16 protein-coding genes are annotated in these 20,115 nt (G+C 73.2%); 3 read left to right on the forward strand and 13 right to left on the reverse strand.

All coding sequences use genetic code 11. The features are described 5' to 3' along the window. Positions 1–114 precede the first annotated feature (114 nt). Both GA0115240_RS00350 and GA0115240_RS00355 read right to left on the reverse strand, forming a co-directional pair. The gene (locus GA0115240_RS00350; protein WP_093734619.1) at positions 115–648 is read right to left on the reverse strand and encodes a hypothetical protein; all 534 of its coding nucleotides are present in this window, start codon (positions 646–648) and stop codon (positions 115–117) included. A gap of 78 nt (positions 649–726) precedes the next feature. Beyond that, complete coding sequence (locus GA0115240_RS00355; protein ID WP_093734620.1) at positions 727–1,281, reverse strand: CGNR zinc finger domain-containing protein; 555 nt, start codon at positions 1,279–1,281, stop codon at positions 727–729. A 122-nt stretch (positions 1,282–1,403) separates the two neighbouring features. Between GA0115240_RS00355 and GA0115240_RS00360 the strand changes: the two genes are divergently transcribed. Beyond that, positions 1,404–2,417 carry a zinc-dependent alcohol dehydrogenase family protein gene (locus GA0115240_RS00360; protein ID WP_093734621.1) on the forward strand — a complete coding sequence of 338 codons (1,014 nt, stop codon included), beginning with the start codon at positions 1,404–1,406 and terminating at the stop codon, positions 2,415–2,417. A 61-nt stretch (positions 2,418–2,478) separates the two neighbouring features. Here GA0115240_RS00360 and treY read toward each other — a convergent pair whose 3' ends face one another. Further along, positions 2,479–4,956, reverse strand: a complete 2,478-nt coding sequence (treY, locus tag GA0115240_RS00365) for a malto-oligosyltrehalose synthase (protein WP_093734622.1) — start codon at positions 4,954–4,956, stop codon at positions 2,479–2,481. 54 nt (positions 4,957–5,010) lie between these two features. After that, positions 5,011–7,149: a glycogen debranching protein GlgX gene (glgX, locus tag GA0115240_RS00370; protein ID WP_093734623.1), complete on the reverse strand. Its 2,139-nt coding sequence runs from the start codon at positions 7,147–7,149 to the stop codon at positions 5,011–5,013. A gap of 244 nt (positions 7,150–7,393) precedes the next feature. Here glgX and GA0115240_RS00375 point away from each other — a divergent pair, with 244 nt between their 5' ends. Both GA0115240_RS00375 and GA0115240_RS00380 read left to right on the forward strand, forming a co-directional pair. Beyond that, the gene (locus tag GA0115240_RS00375) at positions 7,394–8,641 is read left to right on the forward strand and encodes an SAV2148 family HEPN domain-containing protein (protein ID WP_370673248.1); all 1,248 of its coding nucleotides are present in this window, start codon (positions 7,394–7,396) and stop codon (positions 8,639–8,641) included. 98 nt (positions 8,642–8,739) lie between these two features. After that, complete coding sequence (locus GA0115240_RS00380; protein WP_093734625.1) at positions 8,740–9,459, forward strand: 3'-5' exonuclease; 720 nt, start codon at positions 8,740–8,742, stop codon at positions 9,457–9,459. Positions 9,460–9,560: 101 nt separating this feature from the next. On the opposite strand, the gene GA0115240_RS00385 is transcribed toward GA0115240_RS00380, so the two are convergent. From GA0115240_RS00385 to GA0115240_RS00420, 9 genes are all read right to left on the reverse strand, one after another. Next, positions 9,561–10,424, reverse strand: a complete 864-nt coding sequence (locus tag GA0115240_RS00385; protein WP_093734640.1) for an aminoglycoside phosphotransferase family protein — start codon at positions 10,422–10,424, stop codon at positions 9,561–9,563. Positions 10,425–10,832: 408 nt separating this feature from the next. Further along, positions 10,833–11,897: a sigma-70 family RNA polymerase sigma factor gene (locus GA0115240_RS00390; protein WP_093734626.1), complete on the reverse strand. Its 1,065-nt coding sequence runs from the start codon at positions 11,895–11,897 to the stop codon at positions 10,833–10,835. Between the two features lie 114 nt (positions 11,898–12,011). Continuing rightward, on the reverse strand, positions 12,012–14,318 hold the full coding sequence (locus GA0115240_RS00395; protein ID WP_176724949.1) for an MMPL family transporter: 2,307 nt from the start codon (positions 14,316–14,318) through the stop codon (positions 12,012–12,014). A gap of 256 nt (positions 14,319–14,574) precedes the next feature. Further along, on the reverse strand, positions 14,575–15,375 hold the full coding sequence (locus GA0115240_RS00400; RefSeq protein WP_093734627.1) for a sirohydrochlorin chelatase: 801 nt from the start codon (positions 15,373–15,375) through the stop codon (positions 14,575–14,577). Positions 15,376–15,386: 11 nt separating this feature from the next. After that, positions 15,387–16,352: an ABC transporter permease gene (locus tag GA0115240_RS00405; RefSeq protein WP_093734628.1), complete on the reverse strand. Its 966-nt coding sequence runs from the start codon at positions 16,350–16,352 to the stop codon at positions 15,387–15,389. Then, a complete protein-coding gene (locus tag GA0115240_RS00410; protein ID WP_176724948.1) occupies positions 16,339–17,133 on the reverse strand; it encodes an ABC transporter ATP-binding protein in 795 nt (264 codons plus the stop codon). The genes GA0115240_RS00405 and GA0115240_RS00410 overlap by 14 nt, the downstream gene beginning before the upstream one ends. A gap of 106 nt (positions 17,134–17,239) precedes the next feature. Further along, positions 17,240–18,382, reverse strand: coding sequence for an aliphatic sulfonate ABC transporter substrate-binding protein (locus GA0115240_RS00415; RefSeq protein WP_093734630.1), 1,143 nt, complete (start codon positions 18,380–18,382; stop codon positions 17,240–17,242). A 153-nt stretch (positions 18,383–18,535) separates the two neighbouring features. Continuing rightward, the gene (locus GA0115240_RS36520; protein WP_161301938.1) at positions 18,536–18,697 is read right to left on the reverse strand and encodes a hypothetical protein; all 162 of its coding nucleotides are present in this window, start codon (positions 18,695–18,697) and stop codon (positions 18,536–18,538) included. A 2-nt stretch (positions 18,698–18,699) separates the two neighbouring features. Next, positions 18,700–20,115, reverse strand: a complete 1,416-nt coding sequence (locus GA0115240_RS00420) for a sulfate adenylyltransferase subunit 1 (protein WP_093734631.1) — start codon at positions 20,113–20,115, stop codon at positions 18,700–18,702.

A 20,115-nucleotide genomic window follows, 5' to 3' on the forward strand; every position in this document is an offset into this window, starting at 1 on the left:
TGCCCCGCAGGGGCGCGGGGAACTGCGCGAGCAACCACGACGGCAGCAGCGGCCGGTCGGCGGCCCGAGCGGGGCAGGTCGTGCCCCGCAGGGGCGCGCGGGATCGGGGCGCCGTCAGCCCAGCGGCGCGTAACCGCTTCCGTCGGGCCCCAGCGGCAGATAATCCGGCGCGCTGCGCCCCACGCTGGCGTGCAGCCGGCGGACCAGGTCCGGGGCCGGCGGCCGGCCCAGGCCGAGCAGGCCCGCCACCCGGTCGCGGCGGTCGTCCAGGTCGGGGAAGGTCGAGCGGTACTCGGCCTCCAGGCCCACCAGCGGGAAGCCGCGCCCCGGCAGGCAGTCCTGCCAGTAGGGCAGCCCGATCAGCAGCTCCAGCGCCTCCGGCAGCGACTCGGCGATCAGCCCGCCCTCGCCCTCGAAGCCCGCGTACAGCACCGGCCGGCCGGCGCCGGTCCCCGCGCCCACCTGGTAGTAGGTGCCGCCCCCGCCGTCTCCCGCGATGGCCTGCAGCGGAGCGCCGGACGGCAGCCGTATCTCCGCGCCGTGCCCGGCCCTGGACGGCTCGAAGTCACCGGGCCAGGCGAGGAACTCCTCGGCCTCCGGGATGCCCAGGAGCCGTCCCAGCAGTGATTCCGTATCGGTGGTGGTCATGGCACCGAACGTAACAGCGGGGTCCGACAATCGGCCGTCCGCCGGGGCGGTCGCCGGGCGGGCGCGGGTGACGGCGGGTCAGGACTGCCGGCGGGCGCGGTAGGCGGCGACATTGGTGCGGTTGCCGCAGAACTCGTAGGAGTGCCAGCGGCGGGTGCGGCTGCGGGAGGAGTCGTAGAACGCCCCGCGGCAGTGGTCGTTGGCGCACAGCCGCACCCGGGACCAGTCGCCCGCCGCGACCAGCGCGGCGACCGCCCCGACGATGCCGCCGACCACCGGGTCGCCGCCGGTCTGGCGCAACTGCACCAGTCCGGGCGCGGCGAATTCCTGCCGGAAGGTGACGGACGCGGCGCGGCCGGACAGCGCGGCCCAGTTCCCGGCGCGGTCCTCGCCGTCGGGGGCGGCCACCAGCTCCAGCAGGTCGGAGCGGACCGCGCGCACGAGGTCGAGCCGGGCGGCGGAGGGGGCGCCGTCGTCCTGGCCGAAGGGGCGCAGGACGACCGCGGCCGATTCCAGGGCGTCCAGCTTGTCGCCGAGGCTGCCGTGGGCCCGTGAGTTCAGCAGGTCCACCACTGCCACCGCACCGGCCGGCACGGCCGCCTCGCGCGCCACGGGTGTTGTGGTCTTCGCCATGGCCGCATCCTACGTCAACATGGTCTATTTCCTGAAGACCTTTACAAGCTCGCTGCCCGCTGCGTAGCGTGTAAGCGTCTTCGGTTTGAAGACGCTGTTTCAGGTTCTTGAGGAGCTGACCCATGAGTCGGATCACGCTGACCGGCATCGGCGACCCCGCCGCCAACCTCCGGCTCGACCCGGATCCCGAGCCGCGGCCCCCGCTCGGCCCCGACGACGTCCTGCTGCGGATGGAGGCCGCACCGGTCAACCCGGTCGACTTCCTGTTCGCCAACGGCTGGTACCCCGTGCAGCCGAGCGTCCCGGGCCCGATCGGCGCCGAGGGCGTCGGCCGGGTGATCGGCACCGGCCCGGCCGCGGACCGCTCGCTGACCGGCAAGCGGGTCGTCGTCCTGGGCACCTACGAGCAGGGTGTGTGGGCGGACACCGTGGCCGTACCGGCGCGGAACGTGGTCGAAGTGCCCGAGGGCGTCGACGCCGCGCAACTGTCCATGGCGATCATCAACCCGGTCACCGCCTATCTGCTGCTGCGCGACTACGCGGACCTCGGGCCCGGCGACTGGGTCGCCCAGACCCTCGGCAACTCCGCGGTGGCCCGCGCGGTGACGGCGCTGGCCCGGCGGGCCGGTATCAGGACGCTGAACGTCGTCCGGAGCGAGGACAGCGCCCGGGAGGCCCGGGAGACGGGCGCGGACGTGGTGCTGGTCGACGGTCCCGACCTCGCCGAGCGGGCTGGCGCCGCTCTTGGCGGCAGCCGGCTGCGGCTGGTGCTGGACGGCGTCGGCGGGCCCACCGCGGGCCGTCTGACGGCCGCGCTGGAATCCGGCGGCGCCGTCGTCAGCTACGCCTCGGCCACCGGCGCCCCGCCCGAGATACCGATCGGCGACATCGTCTTCCGCGACATCGCGCTGCGCGGCCTGTGGGTCGTCAACTGGTTGCACAGCGCGCCGCGCGCCGAAGTGGAGAAGGTCGTCGCCGAACTCGTCGGCCTGATCGCCGCCGGCGAGCTGTCCGTCCCCGTCGACTCCAGCTATCCGCTGGACCGCTACCAGGACGCCCTGGCGCGGCACCGGGCACCCGGGCGTACCGGCAAGGTGCTGTTCACCTTCGGCCCGTCCGACACCGCGCAGGCGTGAGCTCCGGCTGATCCGGCCGGCCAGGCCACCCTGGTCGGCCCCGTCGGCCCTGTCAGCCCCGTCAGTCCTCGGTCAGCAGCACCACGGGGGAGTCCGCCAGCAGTTCGGCCAGCGGCACGCGCCCTTCGTACGTGCCGCCGCCGAGGCGGTCCCGCCAGCGGCCCGGCGGCAGCGGCAGAACGGTGTCCCGCCAGCCGCCGGCCTCCTCCAGCCGGCGCGACAACCGGGTGACGGCGGTCAGCGCGCCGCCGCCGCGCAGATAGGCCACGCAGTGATCGGCCGCCGGGCCGTCGGCCGGCCGCGGCTCGTACGCGGCGGCCGGCCCGTACCACTCGGGGTGCTCCCGGCGCAGCCGCAGGGCGACCGCGGTCAGCCGCAGCTTCGCCTCGTCGAAGGAGTCCGGCGTGGCGCCCTCCAACAGGCGCCGCAGGGTGTCGTGGGCGTCCGCCTGCGGGCTGCCGGCGGGGGCACTGTTCATCGGCGCGCGGTTGTCCGGGTCCACCAGGGTGCGCACCGGCCACTCGGTGCCCTGGTAGAGGTCCGGCACCCCCGGCATGGTCAGCTGCAGCAGCGCCGCGCCGAGGACATTGGCCTGCTCGTAGGGGTGCAAGGTTGCCGCGAAGTCGCCGGTGTCCTGCTCCTGGACCCCGCAGGGCCCCTGCTCGGTGAAGGCGGCGACGGCCTTCTCGTAGGCCTCGTCCTGCTCGGTCCAGGTGGTGTGCAGGCCCGCCTCCCGGACCGCCTTCAGCGCGGCCGGGACCAGCCGCTCGGGGCGGCAGGCGCCCAGGCCGACGCCGGTCTGGAAGACGGTGTACTCCGTGTGCCGGTCGGGTCCCGGCGCCAGCCCGAGCCGCGCGCCGCGCTCGGGTCGCTCGCCGAGCCACGCGCGCCAGGCATCGGGCAGCTCGGAGAGCACCGCCAGCCGCAGCCGCAGGTCGGCGCTGCGCTTGGTGTCGTGCGTGGACAGGACGGTGCCGGTCGCCGGCCGTTCGCGCCGCATCCGCTCGCAGTAGGCGTGGAACTCGGCCGGCGTGGTGGCCGGCTCCGCCGGATCGCGGCCCACCTCGTTGAGCGACAGCAGCGGCACGTAGCGGTAGAAGGCGGCGTCCTCCACGGATTTGGCGTGCAGGGCGGAGGCGACCTGCGCGAAGCGGGCCACGAAGTCGGCGGCGTCCGCCCCGCCGCCGGTCCCGGTCCCGCCGCCGCTCGTCCCGCCCGCCCGGCCCAGCGCCAGGTCCCGTACGAAGTCCAGCGCCGCCGCCAGTTCCGGCGCGGTCTCGCGCCGGGCCTCGGCCGCCGCGTGCTCCAGCATGGCGGTGTCCTCGGCGGTGGCCGGAGCGCCGGCCACCACGTAGGGGCGGTAGACGGGCACCCGCAGCAGCAGCTCGCGGATGGCGTCGGCCAGCTGCTCGGGTCCGTACGGCGGGCTGCCGGGGATCGCGGCGCGGGCCCGCTCGGCGGTCCGCTCCAGCCGGGACACCTCGGCGGACAGCTCGCGGGACACCACCCGGTACCCGGCCCGGGCGACGGTCGGCGCCCACCGGCCGCCGCGGTCGTCCTCGATACCGGTGAACTCGCGGTAGAAGTCGGCGACGGCGGCGGCCCCGACCGGGTCGGTGAACAGCCCGTCGATCCGGTCCAGCGCGTCGTAGCCGGTGGTGCCGGCGCAGTCCCAGTCGGCGGGCAGCGACTCGTCGCGCTGCAGGATCTTCTCCACCACCGTCCAGCGCCCGCCGCAGGCCCGCGCCAGCTGGCGCAGGTAGCCCGCCGGGTCGGCGAGGCCGTCCGGGTGGTCGATCCGCAGGCCGTCCGCCACGCCGTCCCGCAGCAGCCGCAGCACGGTGGCGTGGGTGGCCTCGAAGACCTCGGGGAGTTCCACCCGGACCGCGATCAGGTCGGAGATGGTGAAGAAGCGGCGGTAGTTGAGCTCGGTGCGGGCGGCCCGCCAGTACGCCAGCCGGTAGTGCTGCGCCTCCACCAGCTCGGCCGGCGGCAGCTCCTCGGTGCCGGGCCGCAGCGGGAACCGGTGGTCGTAGTACGCCAGCGCCGCGCCGCCGGCCGCCTCGTCCCGTACCACCGACAGGCTGCCCAGCGCGTCAGGCAGCGGCTCGCCCAGCACCGGCAGCAGCACCTTGCCGTCCTGCGCCGCCCAGTCGATGTCGAACCAGGAGGCGTACGGCGAGGCGGGGCCGTCGCGCAGCACTTGCCACAGCGGCCCGTTGAGGTATTCCGGGGTCGGCACCGCCATGTGGTTGGGCACGATGTCCAGGATCAGGCCCAGGCCGTGCTCCCGGGCGGTGCGGGACAGCTCGCGCAGCCCCTGCTCACCGCCCAGTTCGGCGCGGATCGTCTGGTGGTCCACCACGTCGTAGCCGTGGGTGGAGCCGGGCACGGCCTCCAGCACGGGGGACAGGTGCAGATGGGTGACGCCCAGCTCGGCCAGATACGGCACCGCCGCGGCGGTGTCGGCGAAGGTGAAGCCGGGCTGCAGCTGCACCCGGTAGGTCGAAGCGGGCGTCACGGCGGGTGCGGTGGTCATGTGGTCTTCTTTACCCCGGATCGTGGATTCAGGCGCGTGGAGCCGGCGCGGCTGTCAGTCCGCGGGGCGCTGGAGCACCACCAGGCTGCGGTCGGCCAGCAGCAGCCGGTCCCCGGCCTGCACCCGCTCACCGGTGCCCGGCGCCACCCCTTCGGGCCGTTCGGTGTCCACCACCAGGTGCCATTCCTTGCCGTGGTTGTCCGGCACCACGAACTCCTGGGCGCTGGGCGCGGCGTTGAACATCAGCAGGAAGGAGTCGTCGGTGACCGGCTCGCCGCGCGGGCCCGGCTCGGAGATCGCGTTGCCGTTGAGGAACACCACCAGTGTCCTGGCGTGCGCGGCCTGCCAGTCCCGCTGGGTCATCTCCTGCCCCTCGGGGGTGAACCAGGCGATGTCCGACAGCTCGTCGTGGGTGCCCTCCACCGGCCGGCCGTGGAAGAAGCGGCGGCGCCGGAAGACCGGGTGGTCGCGGCGCAGCCACACCATGCCGCGCACGAAGTCGTGCAGCCGCAGCGCCTCGTCGGCCTCCTCGGAGGTGCCGGGCTTGCCGGGCCAGGGAATCCAGGACAGCTCGTTGTCCTGGCAGTAGGTGTTGTTGTTGCCGCGCTGGGTGCGGCCGAACTCGTCGCCGTGCGAGATCATCGGCACGCCCTGCGAGAGCATCAAGGTGGCCAGGAAGTTGCGCATCTGCCGGTTGCGCAGGGTCCGGACCGCCCGGTCGTCGGTCTCGCCCTCGACGCCGCAGTTCCACGACCGGTTGAAGCTCTCGCCGTCCCGGTTGCCCTCGCCGTTGGCCTCGTTGTGCTTGTCGTTGTACGACACCAGGTCGCGCATGGTGAAGCCGTCGTGGCAGGTGACGAAGTTGATGGAGGCCAGCGGGCGGCGGCCGTCGTCCTGGTAGAGGTCGGAGGAGCCGGTCAGCCGGGAGCCGAACTCGGCCAGCGTGGCGCTCTCGCCGCGCCACAGGTCCCGCACGGTGTCGCGGAACTTGCCGTTCCACTCCGTCCACAGCGGCGGGAAGTTGCCCACCTGGTAGCCGCCCTCGCCGACATCCCACGGCTCGGCGATCAGCTTCACCTGGGAGACCACCGGATCCTGCTGCACCAGGTCGAAGAACGACGACAGCCGGTCCACCTCGTGGAACTGCCGGGCCAAGGTGGCCGCCAGATCGAAGCGGAAGCCGTCGACGTGCATCTCGGTGACCCAGTAGCGCAGGCTGTCCATGATCATCTGGAGCACGTGCGGGCTGCGCATCAGCAGGCTGTTGCCGGTGCCGGTGGTGTCCGTGTAGTAGCGCTTGTCGGCGCCCAGCCGGTAGTAGGACGCGTTGTCCAGGCCGCGCAGCGACAGGGTCGGGCCCAGGTGGCTGCCCTCGGCGGTGTGGTTGTAGACCACGTCGAGGATCACCTCGATGCCGGCCCGGTGCAGCGCCCGCACCGCCGTCTTGAACTCCAGCACCTGCTGGCCGCGGTCGCCCACCGAGCAGTAGGCGTGGTGCGGGGCGAAGAATCCGATGGTGTTGTAACCCCAGTAGTTGGCCAGCCCCTCGTCCATCAGCCGGTGGTCCTGGATGAACTGGTGCACCGGCATCAGCTCCAGGGTCGTCACCCCGAGTTCCACCAGATGGCCGATCACGGACGGGTGCGCCAGGGCCGCGTAGGTGCCGCGGATCTCCTCCGGCAGCCCCGGGTGAGTCATCGTCAGGCCCTTGACGTGGGCCTCGTAGATCACGGTCTTGTGGTAGTCGATGCGCGGCGCCCGGTCGTCGGCCCAGTCGAAGTACGGATTGACCACGACCGAGGTCATCGTGTGCGGGGCGGAGTCCAGGTCGTTGCGCGCGTCGGGCTGGCCGAACCGGTAGCCGTACACCGCCTCGTCCCAGTCGATGCTGCCGCTTATCGCCTTGGCGTAGGGATCCAGCAGCAGCTTCGCCGAGTTGCAGCGGTGGCCGCGCACCGGGTCGTAGGGTCCGTGCACCCGGAATCCGTAGCGCTGACCCGGCATCACCCCCGGCAGGTAGGCGTGCCGGACGAAGGCGTCCGCCTCACGCAGCTCCACCGCGGTCTCGGAGCCGTCGTCGTGCAGCAGACACAGCTCGATCCGCGACGCCACTTCGGAGAACACCGCGAAGTTGGTGCCCGCCCCGTCGAAGGTGGCGCCGAGGGGGTAGGACTGACCCGGCCAGACTTGCATGTGATGACTCTTCCACTCCGTTAACCGGACTGCACGGATCCGTTCCGCGTACCCGGATGTCACGTTGCCGAAGACGCATCCTCCCATTCGCTCCCACCCGAGGGTGACACAGCCACAACAGGCAGCGACCGCAAGGGTGATGCGGTTGTCCGGTAGTAGTCAAGTAGGGTCGATACGGCTGCGACGCCCCCCGCACCGCAGTACCCTTCCTTGATCGTGGACGGGGGTGGGAGGCGGTGACGTGGTGACGTCCGGAGGTCTGATGCTCCCGGGTGGTGGTGAGCAGGGTGACCGGCACGTCGCGGAGGGCGCCACCGCGGAGGGGATGCCCGGCACGGTCTCCGTCGCCGCGCCGCTGGAGATCGGCGCGGAGCTGGACTGGGACGCCGACGCCTGGGCCGAGGTCCGCACCAGGGCCCGCCGCGCCGGCCGCGCCTACGTATGGCTGAATCTCGTCGAGCAGCGCCTGCGAGCCGTGGTGAACGCGGTGCTGCGCCCCATCTACGAGCCGGTGCACGGCGAGGAGTGGGTGGTCGCCGCCGCCGGACCGGCCGGACACGAATGGGTGCAGCGGGCCGTCGCGGTACGCGAAGTCAGCCGTCGCAAAGGTTTTCTGCTCGACCCCGCCGACGACAACGTGCTCAGCTTCCTGACGCTGCCCCAGCTGCGCGAACTGGTCGTCCAGCACTGGCCCTGCTTCGAGCCCTACTACGACGACCGTCGCGAACTGGAACTCGCCCTGGACGAGCTGGAAGTGACCCGGCACGTCGTCTCCCGCAACCGGGCGCTGTCCACCACCGTGCTGGACCAGGCCGAGCGGGCCTCGGCCCGGGTGCTGGAGCTACTGGGCTCCGGCCGGGCCCGCACCGCCGGGCAGCGGCTGCCGGTGGACGCGGTCGAGGAACTGGTCGCCGACCGCTACGCCGACGTCATCGGCGTCTACCCCGACCGGGTCCGGCTCCAGCGGCAGCTGCCGGTGGAGAACCTGTTCTCCGGCGCCCGGCGGCTGGACGCGGTCGGCATCGGCCTCAACCTGCTGGTGCAGAACTTCTCCGGCCGCCGGCTGGTCCGGCTGGTGGAGTCCGGCTGCCGGGTCCGGCTGCTGTTCCTGAACCCCGCCAGCAGCGCGACCCGCCGCCGCGAGCGCGAGCTGGGCCTGGGCCGCGGGGAGTTGAGCCGCTCGGTGGAGATGAACATCATGCACATGCGCCGGGTCCGGGCCCGGCTGCGCGACCAGGGCGCCTTCGAGATCCAGGTCTTCGACGAGATCCCGCGGTTCACCGCCTACCTCATCGACGGCGACAGCCCGGACGGCCTGGCGGTGGTGCAGACCTATCTGCGCCGGGCGCGCGGCATGGAGGTGCCGGTGCTGGTGCTGCGCGGCGGCGCACGGCGGGTGGTCGCGGACGACCGGCCCGCGGAGAGCGGACTCTTCGACGTCTACCGCGAGGAGTTCGAGGGCATCTGGGCGGATTCGCGGCCGGTTTCCTGACGGTACGTCACCGGGCCGCGCCGGACCGGATTGTCAGTGCCCCGCGCGATGATGACAGCGCAAGGGCACACGGGGGAATCGGGTGGGAAGGACTCGCCATGGCATGGCACGAGGATCTGCTGGTCGGCTTCGATCTGGAGACCACGGGGACGGATCCGCGGCAGGCACGGATCGTGACCGCGGCGGTCACCGAGGTCAAGGGGGGAGAGCCGGTGCGCCACCGGGCGTGGCTGGCCGACCCCGGGGTGCCGATCCCGGCGGAGACCACCGCCATACACGGCGTCAGCACCCGGCGGGCGGCGGCCGATGGGCGCCCGGCGCCCGAGGTGGTCGCGGAGATCGCGGACGCGCTGCGCGGCTACTGGGCGGCGTCCGTCCCGGTCGTCGTCTACAACGCGCCTTTCGATCTCACCCTTCTGGACGAGGAGTTGCGCCGCTACGCGCTGCCGGCCCTGGTCGCGCCCGGCGGACGCGCCGGGCCGGTCGTCGACCCGCTGGTGATGGACCGCGCCCTGGACAAGTTCCGCCGGGGCAAGCGCACCCTGGAGGCCGCCTGCGCGGTGTACGGGGTCCCTCTGGACGGCGCGCACGAGGCCGGCGCCGACGCGCTGGCGGCGGTCCGGGTCGCCCGCGCGGTCGCCGCCCGCTATCCCGAGGCCGGCGGGGCCGAGATCTGGGACCTGCACGACACCCAGCGCGGCTGGCACGCCGACTGGGCCGAGGACTTCACCGCCTGGCTGCGCAAGAAGGGCTCCGCCGAGGCGGACGTGGACCCGGCCTGGCCGTTGCGCAGCCGGGCCGTCCTGCCGTCGAACTGAGGCCCCGTCACCCTCGGCGCCCCGTTCTCGCCGCGCGGGCGCCGGGTGGGTGGCGGCCGGTGGGTGGCGGCCCGCTCCTGGGTCGGCAGTGAGCCGTGCCGCTAGAAGGAGTACCAGCGCACGGTCGGATCCTCCGCGCGCAGCGAGGCGACGCGGCGGCGGAATTCGGTGCGGGCGGCGGGGTTGGCGGGGGCGTGCTGGGCGACCCAGGCGCAGCCGGCGGTCTCGCGGGCGCCGCGCAGGATGTCGCAGCCGGGCCAGTCGGTGACATCCCAGCCGTAGGCGCTGGTGAAGGCCTGGTAGGCGGCCTGGTCGACACCGTAGCGGTCGCGGCTGAGGGCCTGGACGACCAGGTCGTGCTCGCGCAGGTCGGAGGAGAAGGTCTCCAGGTCGACCAGGACCGGGCCGTCGGGGCCGATGTGCACATTGCGGGGAAGCGCGTCGCGGTGGATCGGGCCGCGGGGCAGGTGGGGAACGAGATCGGCGGCGGCCTCGATGAAGCCGTCCCGGCGGCGGCGCAGATACGTCGCGTCGGCCGGGTCGATCGCGTCGCCGGCGATCCGCAGCCAGCGCTCCACGCCGCCGAGCAGATCGCGCGGCGGCAACCCGAAGTCGGGCTCGGGCAGGGCGTGCACCAGCTTCAGCAGCGGTGCCACATCCGCGGGCTCGGCCGGCCGCAGCGACTCCGGCAGCCGCTGCCAGTACGTGATCGGGTGCCCGTCCACCAGCCGCACCTCGGACTCGGCCGAACGCACCGCGGGCACGTCCTGCTTGGCCAGCCAGTCGGCGGTGCGCACTTCGCGGCGGGCCCGGTCCAGCAGGTCCTCGCCCCGGCCGACCTTGATCACCAGTCGGCCGGCCGCGTAGACCGCGTTCTCCCCGAAGGAGAGCAGTTCGGCCGCCGGGTGCCCGGCAGCATCCAGTACCGCCCGCGCCCGCTCCTGCGTGAACACCGCGTCCGCCATGCCGCCCACGCCTCTCGATGGTTCGCTGTCCGTAGTCCGCTCCCGCGCCCCGCCGTCCGCCGTCCGTCGTGCGCATATCCCTCAGGCACCGGCCGATCGGGCGGACACCGCAAGTCTCCCATTCACCGGCCATTGATTCACGGCCGGTTTCCCGGTCATCCGCCGCTTATACGTATCCGGGGTGACCGGCCGGCGCGGAGCGCGGAACCGCACGCTATCGGCCCCGGCGCCGCGGTGGAGGCGGAACGGGCAGGAAAACGGCGGCCGCGGACCCCTGAGCAGGACGGTCCCGCGGCATAGGCACGGGCATGGGCATAGGCATAGGCACCGGGCCGGCCAGGACGCCGGCCAGGACGCCGGCCTGGGCGCCGGTGTCGGCGGCACCGGGCCGGGGCCGGGCGCGGACCGTCAGCGGTGAGCGGGGAGTTCGCGGGATGCGCGCTCCGGCGGCAGTTCGAGCGGGAGGCCGAAGAGCGGAAAGAGGCGCGGTGTGTCCAGGAACGAGCAGATCCCGGTGACGCGGCCACCGGAGATCTCCAGCACCTGGAGCGCCCAGGGGCGGTGACCGCCGCCTTCGGCCGGCCGGTACTGGCCGAAACCGGGTGCCCCGTTCGCGGCCACCGGCAGCAGCCGGGAGCCCCGGCAGCCGATCCCGGTGCCGAGGAACCAGGCGCGTATGTCCTCGTGGCCGCGCAGCCACAGGGGGTAGGGCGGCATCGACAAGGTCGCGTCCTCGTGCAGCAGCCGGGTCAGCGAGTCCAGGTCGTAGCGCTCGAAGGCGTCGACATAGCGGTCCAGCAGGGACTGCTGCTCCGCGTCCATCGCGGGGGCCGGGGCCGTCCGCACGGCGCCCACACCGGCACCGGCCAGGGTGGCGCGGGCCCGCTGCAGGGCGCTGTTGACCGAGGCGACGCTGCCACCCAGCAACTCGGCGGTCTCGCTCGCCTTCCAGGCCAGCACCTCGCGCAGGATCAGCACCGCCCGCTGCCGCGGCGGCAGATGCTGCAGCGCGGCCACGAACGCCAGCCGGATCGTCTCCCGCGCGACCACCACGTCGGCCGGGTCCCCGCCCGAGGACACCGCCCGGGCGTCGGGGACCGGCCCAACCCAGTCGGACTCGGCGGTCGGCGCGGGCAGCACCGCGTCGGCGTGCGAGGCGGGGGAGAGGTCCATCGGCCGCGCCCGCCGCTTGTCCGCGTTCAGACTGTCCAGGCAGACGTGGGTGGCGATGGTGTAGAGCCAAGTGCGCAGACTCGAGCGGCCCTCGAAGCGGCCGGCGCCCCGCCAGGCCCGCACCAGTGTCTCCTGCACCGCGTCCTCGGCCTCGAAGGCGGATCCGAGCATCCGGTAGCAGTAACCGGTCAGCTCGACCCGGTGCTGCTCCAGTTGGGGCACCACCTCCTCGACGCCCGGCGCCGCCGCGGCGCCCGCGCCCTCCCGAACCCTGTGTCGAACATTTTCTCGAACGGTCATGTGATCCACGCTAGTACCGGCCACTGACAGTGCCCCCGTCCCGCGCGGGGACAGGGGCACCGCCGTGCACGAACAGCCGGGTCGCGCGGCCCGGTCGGCCGCGGGCCGGCCGGATCAGACCCGGTCCGGCAGCGGGCCCCGCTCCCACTCCCGCTCGGGCCCGCCGTCCGCAGACCCGCCGTCCGCAGACCCGCCGTCCACGGGCCCGCCGGCGGCAAGCGGCGGACGGGGCAGCGCCGACTCGTCGTGGGTCAGGTCCGGCAGCCGCCGCATCCAGCGCGGCAGGTACCAGTTGCGCTCGCCGAGCAGCGTCATCAGGGCCGGCAGCAGCACCCCGCGGATCACGGTGGCGTCGATCAGCACCGCGAAGGCCAGCCCGACGCCCATCTGCTTCATGCTCTGCATCGACAGGGTGCCGAAGATCGCGAAAACCGCGACCATGATGACCGCCGCGCTCGTCACGACGCCCGCCGTGGTGGTGATGCCGTGCTCGATCGCGCCCCGGGTGGTCAGACCGCGCATCCGCGCCTCGCGGATCCGGGAGACCACGAACACGTGGTAGTCCATGCTCAGCCCGAACAGGATCACGAAGAGGAACAGCGGCAGCCAGGCCACCACCGCGCCCGTCCCGGTCGCACCCACCAGCGAGGCGCCCCAGCCGTGCTGGAAGACCATGGTCAGCACCCCGTAAGCGGCACCCACCGACAGCAGGTTGAGTGCGATGGCGGTCAGCGCGATGGTCAGCGACCGGAAGGAGAGCAGCATCAGCAGGAAGGCGAAGACGGTCACGAAGGCGAAGACCGGCAGGGCGCTGCTGCTGATCTTGTGCGTGAAGTCCATCGACCCGGCCGTCTCACCGGTGACCGGTGCCTGGAGCCCGGCGACCTTGCCGAGGGTGTCCGGGCGGACGCGGTCCCGCAAGGTGGTGACATCCGCCTCGGCCTTGGCGTGGTCGGTGCCGCCGGCCAGCGGCACGGCGATCTCCGCCACGTTCTGCCGCTCGTGCACGGTCACGGTGACCGGGCCCTTGCTGGCGCCGGAGGACACCGCCTCGGCGCGGAAGGCGGCGATCGCGGCCCGCACCGCCGGCGCGCCGATCGAGTCGGCCTTGACCACCACGTGCGCCGGGTCCGGGCCGCCCGGGAACGCGGCGTTGATGTGCTCGTAGGTCTGGACGATCGGCAGCTGGTCGCCGAGTTCCTGGTCCATGGACAGATTCGCGCTGTGCAGACCGAACGCGGGGGCCGCCACGGCCAGCAGCAGGCCGCCGGCGATCACCGTGGCCGCCTTGGGGTGGCTCAGCACCGGGCGCAGGACGGTCCGCCAGAAGCGGCTGCCGCCGGCCGTGGCCGGCCTGCGGGCACCCGAGCCCTTCGCGCCCCGCCGCAGGAACGGGATCCGGCCCTTCTCCACCCGCTCGCCGAGCAGCGACAAGATCGCCGGCAGCACGGTGACCGAGCCGAACATCGCGATGGCGACCACGATCATGGTGGCCACGCCCATCGCCTTGAAGTCGTCGATTCCGGTGAAGAGCAGGCCGCCCATGGCCACGATCACGGTGATGCCGGAGATCAGGATCGCCCGGCCCGAGGTCGCCGCGGCGATCCGCAGCGCGGTGCCCGCGTCGTGCCCGGCCTCCCGCTCCTCGCGCTCGCGGCGCAGGTAGAACAGGCAGTAGTCGACACCGACGGCCAGACCCACCAGCAGCATCACCGAGTTGGCGGTGTCGCTCATCGGCACCGCGTGACTAACCAGCGCCACCACCCCCGAGGCGCCGAGGAAGGCGGTCATCGCCAGCATCACCGGCAGCAGGGCGGCCACCAGGGCGCCGAAGGCGATCAGCAAGATGGCCAGCGCCACCGGCACGGCCGAGAACTCGGCGGTCTTGAAGTCGTCGCCGAAGGCGTTGTCGAGGGTGTGGTCGGCGCTGGCGTCGCCGAACTCCTCGATTCTCAGGCCCTGGTGGCGCTGCTGGACCTTGCCCACCGCGTCCAGCACCGGCTGCACCCGGTCGCCGGCGTCGTCCGCGTCGCCCCGCATGTCGAACCGCACCAGCGCGCTGCGGTGGTCGGCGGAAACGGCCCCGGAGTCGTACGGAGAGCTGACCGCGGTGACCTGGCCGGTGGCCCGCACCGCGGCGACAACGTCGTCGACCGCGTCGCGGAAGGCCGGATCGGCGGTGGTGCCGCCGGGCGCGGCCTGGACGAGGACCATCTCGCCGGCCGCGTCCTTCAGCCCGGCGTCGTCGATGATGGTCGCCGCCTGCCGGACCTCGCCGGGCATGGCGCGGTTCTCGTCCACGTCCACCCGGCCCGCGGCCTGGCCGATGACCATGGCGAGCAGTACGAAGAGCACCCAGCCGCCGACCGCCGCCCAGCGGTGCCGGGCGCTCCAGCCGCCCATGGCCGCCGCGATGCCCATCCTGTTGCCGTGTGCGCCTGCGCGACTCACGGTGTGCCCCCTTGTAAGGATCGTCGTGGGTGGCGGCTGTCGTCCGCCGCTTCGTCTTCCCATGACGCTAGGGGCGCAGCAGGGCGCGACCCATCCGGCCTGCCGGTGACTCCACCCCCGGGCTTCTCCCGCGCCGGGGTGGGGAAAACCCCACCTCCGGGGGGCTGTTGGCCCCTACACGGGCATAGGCGCGAGGCGGCCACCGGCGCGAGAGGGGGTGTGAGGGTCAGGCGGCGCGGTGGCGGCGAGCGGTGACGAGGGCCTCGTCGTAGCGGTGCAGCAGCAGCGCCGCCAGTTCGGGAGCCGCGCCCAGCACCGGCGCCAGCACATCGGCGCCGGCCTCGCGGGCGCCGCGGGCGATCCGGTCCGGCAGGAAGCCGGGTGCGATGACATACGGCGCGACCGCGATCCGGCGCACGCCCTCGGCGCGCAGCGCCCGTACCGCGTCCCCGGTGCGCGGCAGCGCCGCCGAGGCGAACGCCGGCCGCACCGCGCACCAGCCGGCATGCCGCCACTGACGGGCGATCTCGGCGATCACCGCGCCCGCCTCCGGGTCGGTGGAGCCGGCCGACGCCAGCACCACCCCGGTCGAGGCGCGGTCGCCCGGCCGGAGCCCGGCCTCGTACAGCCGCCGCTCCAGCGCGGCCGTCAGCAGCGGCGAGGGGCCGAGCACCTCCGCGGTGCGCAGCCGCAGCGTGGGCAGCGCGGCGGTGGCCTCGCGCAGTACCGCCGGGATGTCGGTCTTGGCGTGGAAGGCCCGGGTGAGCAGCAGTGGCAGTGCCACCGCCTGCCGTACCCCGTCCGCGGCCAGGGCCAGGGCGGCCTGCGGCACCGAGGGCGCGCAGAAGTCCAGGAAGGCGGTGTCCACCCGCAGACCCGGCCGGGCCGCCGCCACCCGCCGGGTCAAGGTGCGTACCGTCTCGGCGTGCCGGGGGTCGCGGGAGCCGTGCGCGATGACCAGCAGCGGGGGCGGGAGACCGGGGCCCGGGGGGTGGGGCCGGGGCCCGGCGGCGGAACGCGCGGTCATGGGACCCAACGTTACTGGCTCGCGGCGGACAGGCCGCGGCTGCGCAGCACCCAGCGCTCCAGCGGGCTGAAGACGATCTGGTCGATGGCGATGCCGACCAGCAGGATCAGCAGGATGCCGAGGAAGACGCCGGCCATGTCGGAGCCCTCCCGCATGTTCTCCAGGTACCGGCCCAGGCCCACGCCCAGATCCGGGGAGGACGCGATCAGTTCGGCGGCCATCAGGGACCGCCAGGAGAACGCCCAGCCCTGCTTGAGGCCCGCCACGTAGCCCGGCAGCGCGGCCGGCAGCAGGATGAACCAGGCGCCGCGCAGCCCGGTGGCGCCGATGGTGCGGCCCGCCCGCAGGTACAGCGGCGGTACCTGGTCGATGCCGGCCACCAGGCCGTTGGCGATCGACGGCACCGCGCCGAGCAGGATCACCGCGTACATCGCCGAGTCCTCGATGCCCAGCCAGATCACCGCGGCCGGCACCCACGCCACCGACGGCAGCGACTGCAGGCCGGACAGGATCGGGCCGATCGCGGCCCGCACGAACGGCACCCGGGCCACCACCAGGCCCAGCGGGGTGCCGATGGCCAGCGCGGCCAGGAAGCCGAGCAGGCCGCGCTCCACGCTGGTCCAGATGATGGTGAACAGGTCGCCGGCGTTCCACCGGTCCACCAGCTCCTGCCACACCGCGTGCGGCGCGGGCAGCTTCGTCGGGTCGGCGACCTTGCCCCACACCGCGAGCTGCCACACCACCAGTACCAGCGCCACCGCGGCCAGTGGCGGCACCGCCTTCTTCAGCAGCAGCTGGCCGACCGTCGCCCGCCGGACGACGACGCTGTCGAGCGCGTCCAGACCCGCCTCCAGGCCGGACAGGTCCAGCTCGCCGGCCGGCGGCGCGGCGGGCGCCGCGGATCCGGCGGCCTTGCGGGCGGACACCGCGGCGCCGTGCGGTTCCTGTTCGGCGGTGCCCGTCTCAGTGCTGGCCATGGCGGCGGATCTCCCCACGCAGTTCTTCGGTGATCTCGACGGACAGGTCCGCCACGGCCGCGTCCTCGATGCGGCGCGGCTGCGGGATGTCGATGTCCCATTCCCGGTTGATCCGCCCGGGCCGCGAGGAGAGCAGGACGACGCGCTGGGCGAGCCGTACCGCCTCGCGGACGTTGTGGGTGACGAACAGCACCGACAGGCCGGTGCGGGACCAGATCCGGGTCAGCTCGTCGTGCAGCACATCGCGGGTGATGGCGTCCAGGGCCGCGAACGGCTCGTCCATCAGCAGCAGTTGGCTGTCCTGGGCCAGCGCCCTGGCCAGCGCCACCCGCTGCCGCATGCCGCCGGACAGTTCGTGCACCCGCTTGCCGTACGCCTCGCCCAGGCGCACCAGGGACAGCAGCCGCTCGGCCTCCGGGCGCCGCTCCTCGCGCGGCACCCCGCGCAGCCGCAGCGCCAGTTCGATGTTCTTGCCCGCGGTCAGCCACGGGAACAGGGCGTGCTCCTGGAACATCAGGGCCGGCCGGCCGCCGGGAGCGCTGATGCTCCCGGCGGTCGGCAGGTCCAGGCCCGCGACCAGATTGAGCAGCGTCGACTTACCGCATCCCGAGGCGCCTAGCAGGCAGACGAACTCGCCGGGCCGTACGTCCAGCGTGATGCCGTCCAGTACGAGCTGCTGAGCGCCGGGCCTGCCGAACGCCTTCGACACATGGTCGAGCCGGGCCGCGTACGCGGCGGCTTCCCCGGTTCGCTCGGCGGCGCCGGTGAGAGTGTCGGCCATGGGTGTCACCTCCTGAGGTCCTCTGGAACGGGATGCGTGCCGGGCTGCGGGACGTGCGGGCGGAACGGGCTGTGCGTGCGGAACGGCCCGCGCGGGCCGGTTACCGCTACTGGGTGCCGAGACCGGCGGCGTCCACCGCCGGCCGGCCCTGCTCCTTGAGGACCTTGTTCAGCAGCGTCAGGTCGTAGATGCCGTCGAGCTTCGGCGCCTTCAGCAGACCGGCGGACACGGCGTGGTCCGCCTCCTCCTGCGCGGTCTTGGCCAGCGGGTCGTCCAGCACCTGGATCGACTTCCAGGCCGGGTCCAGCACGTCCGGCGTCAGCGCCTTCTGGGTCAGCGTCTTGAGCTGGGCGTTCGCGTCGGCCTTGGCCTGGTCGGAGTTGGCGTTGATCCAGGCGTTGGTCTTCACCGAGCCGCGCAGCACCGCCTCGACCACGTCGGGGTGGGCGCTCAGGAACTTCTGCGAGACGATCACATTGGTGATCACGAACTTCTGGTCGGGCCACAGTGTGCTCTCGTCGAGCAGCACCTTGGCGCCTTCGCTGACCAGCTTGGACGCGGTGGGTTCCGGCACCCACGCGCCGTCGATGGAACCGGACTTGTACGCGTCGGGGGTGATCTTGTTGTCGGTGCGGATCACCGACACATCGCCCTTGCCGCTCTCCGCGTCGACCTTCCAGCCCCGGGACTTGATCCAGGCCAGCAGCGCCACGTCCTGGGTGTTGCCGAGCTGCGGGGTGGCGATCTTCTTGCCCTTGACGTCGGCCAGGGTCTTGATCTTCTTGGGGTTGACCACCAGCTTCACGCCGCCGGACGCCGACCCCGAGATGATCCGCAGGTCGCCGCCGTCGGACTTGGTGTAGCCGTTGATGGCGGGGGAGGGGCCTATCCAGCCGATGTCGATGGAACCGGCGTTGAGCGCCTCGATCTCGGCCGGACCCGCGTTGAAGGTGGCCTGCTTGATCTTGGTGGCGCCCAGTTCCTTCTGGAAGAAGCCCTCCTTGAGCCCGACCAGCGCGGTGGCGTGCGTCAGGTTGGGGAAGTAGCCGATCCGTACCTCGTCGGCGGAGAGCTTCTTGGTGCCCGCGGCGACCGCGGGGGTGGTGGCGGCGCTGTCGTCCGTCGACTTGCTGGAACCGTAGCCGCAGGCAGCCAGGGCGCCGAAGAGGACCGGCAGGGCGGCGGCCGCGGCGACGAGTCTGCGGCGGCGGGAGGTGCGGTACAGGGCGGATACGGAAGAGGCAGACACGGGAGTGTCCTTTCGTAAGGCCCGGCGTGTCGCGCGACTAGGGCGCGGCCGGAATGTCGTCAGGTCTTCGAAAGCCGGGCAGCGGGAAGCGTGCGGCGCGGCGGGGAGGTACGGCGGCGGCCGGGGTCCGGCAGGGGACCGTCGGCAGGGGCGTCAGCGCACACATCGCGCCACCCCGCCCGTACCGCAGCCGAGTGAGCCGCTGCCCACCCGGCCGCCCTCCTTCGCGAAGCCGGCGAAGGCGTCGAAGACCGTGCCGAGGACCGTGTCAGGGACCGCGTCCGGCATCGCGCCGGGGGTTGTCTCAGGGGTCATCGTCAGAAGTCCCATCCCTCGTCGTCCTGGCCGGCCGCTGCTGCGGCCGGCTCCCGCTCGGCGAACTCCTCGCCGGCCATCGCGGCGGTCAGCGTCGTACCGTCGGCGGGGTCGATCAGCAGAAACGATCCGGTCAGCCGGGAGTCGGCATAGGCGTCCATCGGCAGCGCCTCCGCGGTCCGCAGCACCACCGCGCCGATGTCGTTGACCGCCAGCTCCGCCGGGTGGTTCCGGCGGGACAGGCCCGATGACAGGTCGATCCGGTACGGCAGTGCCTTGACGATCGCCTTCACCGTCCGGGTGGCGTGCTTGAGCAGCACCCGGTCGCCGACGCGCAGCGGACGCTCGTGCAGGTGGCACACGGTGGCCCGGATGTCCTGGGTGACCGGCGGCGCGCTCGCGGTCGGCGCGATCAGGTCGCCGCGCGAGATGTCCAGGTCGTCGGCGAGCAGCACGGTCACCGACTGCGGCGCCCACGCGGTGTCCACGCTGCGGCCCAGCGCGTCGATCCCGGTGATGGTGGTGGTGCGGCCGGACGGCAGTACCGTCACCGGCTCGCCGACCCGCAGCACGCCGGAGGCGATCTGGCCCGCGTAGCCGCGGTAGTCCGGGTGCTCCGCGCTCTGCGGCCGGATCACGTACTGCACCGGGAAGCGGGCCGGGCTGGGAGCACCTCCCGCCGAGGGCAGGGGGCCGGTGAGGTCGTGGCTGACGGGCACCGTCTCCAGGTGCTCCAGCACGGTGGGGCCGCCGTACCAGTCCATGTGCGCGGACGGCTCCACCACGTTGTCCCCGGCCAGCGCCGAGATCGGGATCGCGGTGATCCAGTCCTGCTGCAGCGGCCCGCCCGAGCCCCAGCCGGGCACCCCGAGCGAGGCCGCGTAGGAGGTGAACTCGGCCGCGATCGCGGCGAACACCGGCTCCGCGTAGCCGACCAGGTCCATCTTGTTGACTGCCAGCACCAGGTGCGGCACCCGCAGCAGCGCGGCGACCGCCGCGTGGCGCCGGGTCTGCTCCACCACGCCGTTGCGGGCGTCCACCAGCACCACGGCCAGCTCCGCGGTCGAGGCGCCGGTCACCATGTTGCGGGTGTACTGCACATGGCCCGGCGTGTCGGCCAGGATGAAGCGGCGCCGGGCGGTGGCGAAGTAGCGGTAGGCCACATCGATGGTGATGCCCTGCTCCCGCTCGGCCCGCAGCCCGTCGGTGAGCAGCGCCAGGTCCGGCGTGTCCTGGCCGCGGCCCAGCGACGCCCGCTCGACCGCCTCCAGTTGATCGGTCAGCACCGACTTCGAGTCGTGCAGCAGCCGGCCGACCAGGGTGGACTTGCCGTCGTCGACGGAGCCCGCGGTGGCGAAGCGCAGCAGGGTGGTGGCCGACAACTGCTCGGCGGTGAGCGGGCTGGGCGTGCCGGTCAT

Origin of the sequence: Streptomyces sp. DvalAA-14 (genome assembly GCF_900091855.1) — a bacterium.
In the GTDB taxonomy this organism is placed as follows: Bacteria; Actinomycetota; Actinomycetes; order Streptomycetales; family Streptomycetaceae; genus Actinacidiphila.

Coding starts and splice junctions, on each gene's coding strand:
- GA0115240_RS00405 (WP_093734628.1), bottom strand. CDS start 16,352: ATGGCCAGCACTGAGACGGGCACCGCCGAACAGGAACCGCACGGCGCC.
- GA0115240_RS36520 (WP_161301938.1), bottom strand. CDS start 18,697: ATGACCCCTGAGACAACCCCCGGCGCGATGCCGGACGCGGTCCCTGAC.
- GA0115240_RS00390 (WP_093734626.1), bottom strand. CDS start 11,897: ATGACCGTTCGAGAAAATGTTCGACACAGGGTTCGGGAGGGCGCGGGC.
- GA0115240_RS00410 (WP_176724948.1), bottom strand. CDS start 17,133: ATGGCCGACACTCTCACCGGCGCCGCCGAGCGAACCGGGGAAGCCGCC.
- treY (WP_093734622.1), bottom strand. CDS start 4,956: ATGACCACCGCACCCGCCGTGACGCCCGCTTCGACCTACCGGGTGCAG.
- GA0115240_RS00385 (WP_093734640.1), bottom strand. CDS start 10,424: ATGGCGGACGCGGTGTTCACGCAGGAGCGGGCGCGGGCGGTACTGGAT.
- GA0115240_RS00395 (WP_176724949.1), bottom strand. CDS start 14,318: ATGGGCATCGCGGCGGCCATGGGCGGCTGGAGCGCCCGGCACCGCTGG.
- GA0115240_RS00400 (WP_093734627.1), bottom strand. CDS start 15,375: ATGACCGCGCGTTCCGCCGCCGGGCCCCGGCCCCACCCCCCGGGCCCC.
- GA0115240_RS00360 (WP_093734621.1), top strand. CDS start 1,404: ATGAGTCGGATCACGCTGACCGGCATCGGCGACCCCGCCGCCAACCTC.
- GA0115240_RS00420 (WP_093734631.1), bottom strand. CDS start 20,115: ATGACCGGCACGCCCAGCCCGCTCACCGCCGAGCAGTTGTCGGCCACC.
- GA0115240_RS00350 (WP_093734619.1), bottom strand. CDS start 648: ATGACCACCACCGATACGGAATCACTGCTGGGACGGCTCCTGGGCATC.
- GA0115240_RS00380 (WP_093734625.1), top strand. CDS start 8,740: ATGGCATGGCACGAGGATCTGCTGGTCGGCTTCGATCTGGAGACCACG.
- GA0115240_RS00355 (WP_093734620.1), bottom strand. CDS start 1,281: ATGGCGAAGACCACAACACCCGTGGCGCGCGAGGCGGCCGTGCCGGCC.
- glgX (WP_093734623.1), bottom strand. CDS start 7,149: ATGCAAGTCTGGCCGGGTCAGTCCTACCCCCTCGGCGCCACCTTCGAC.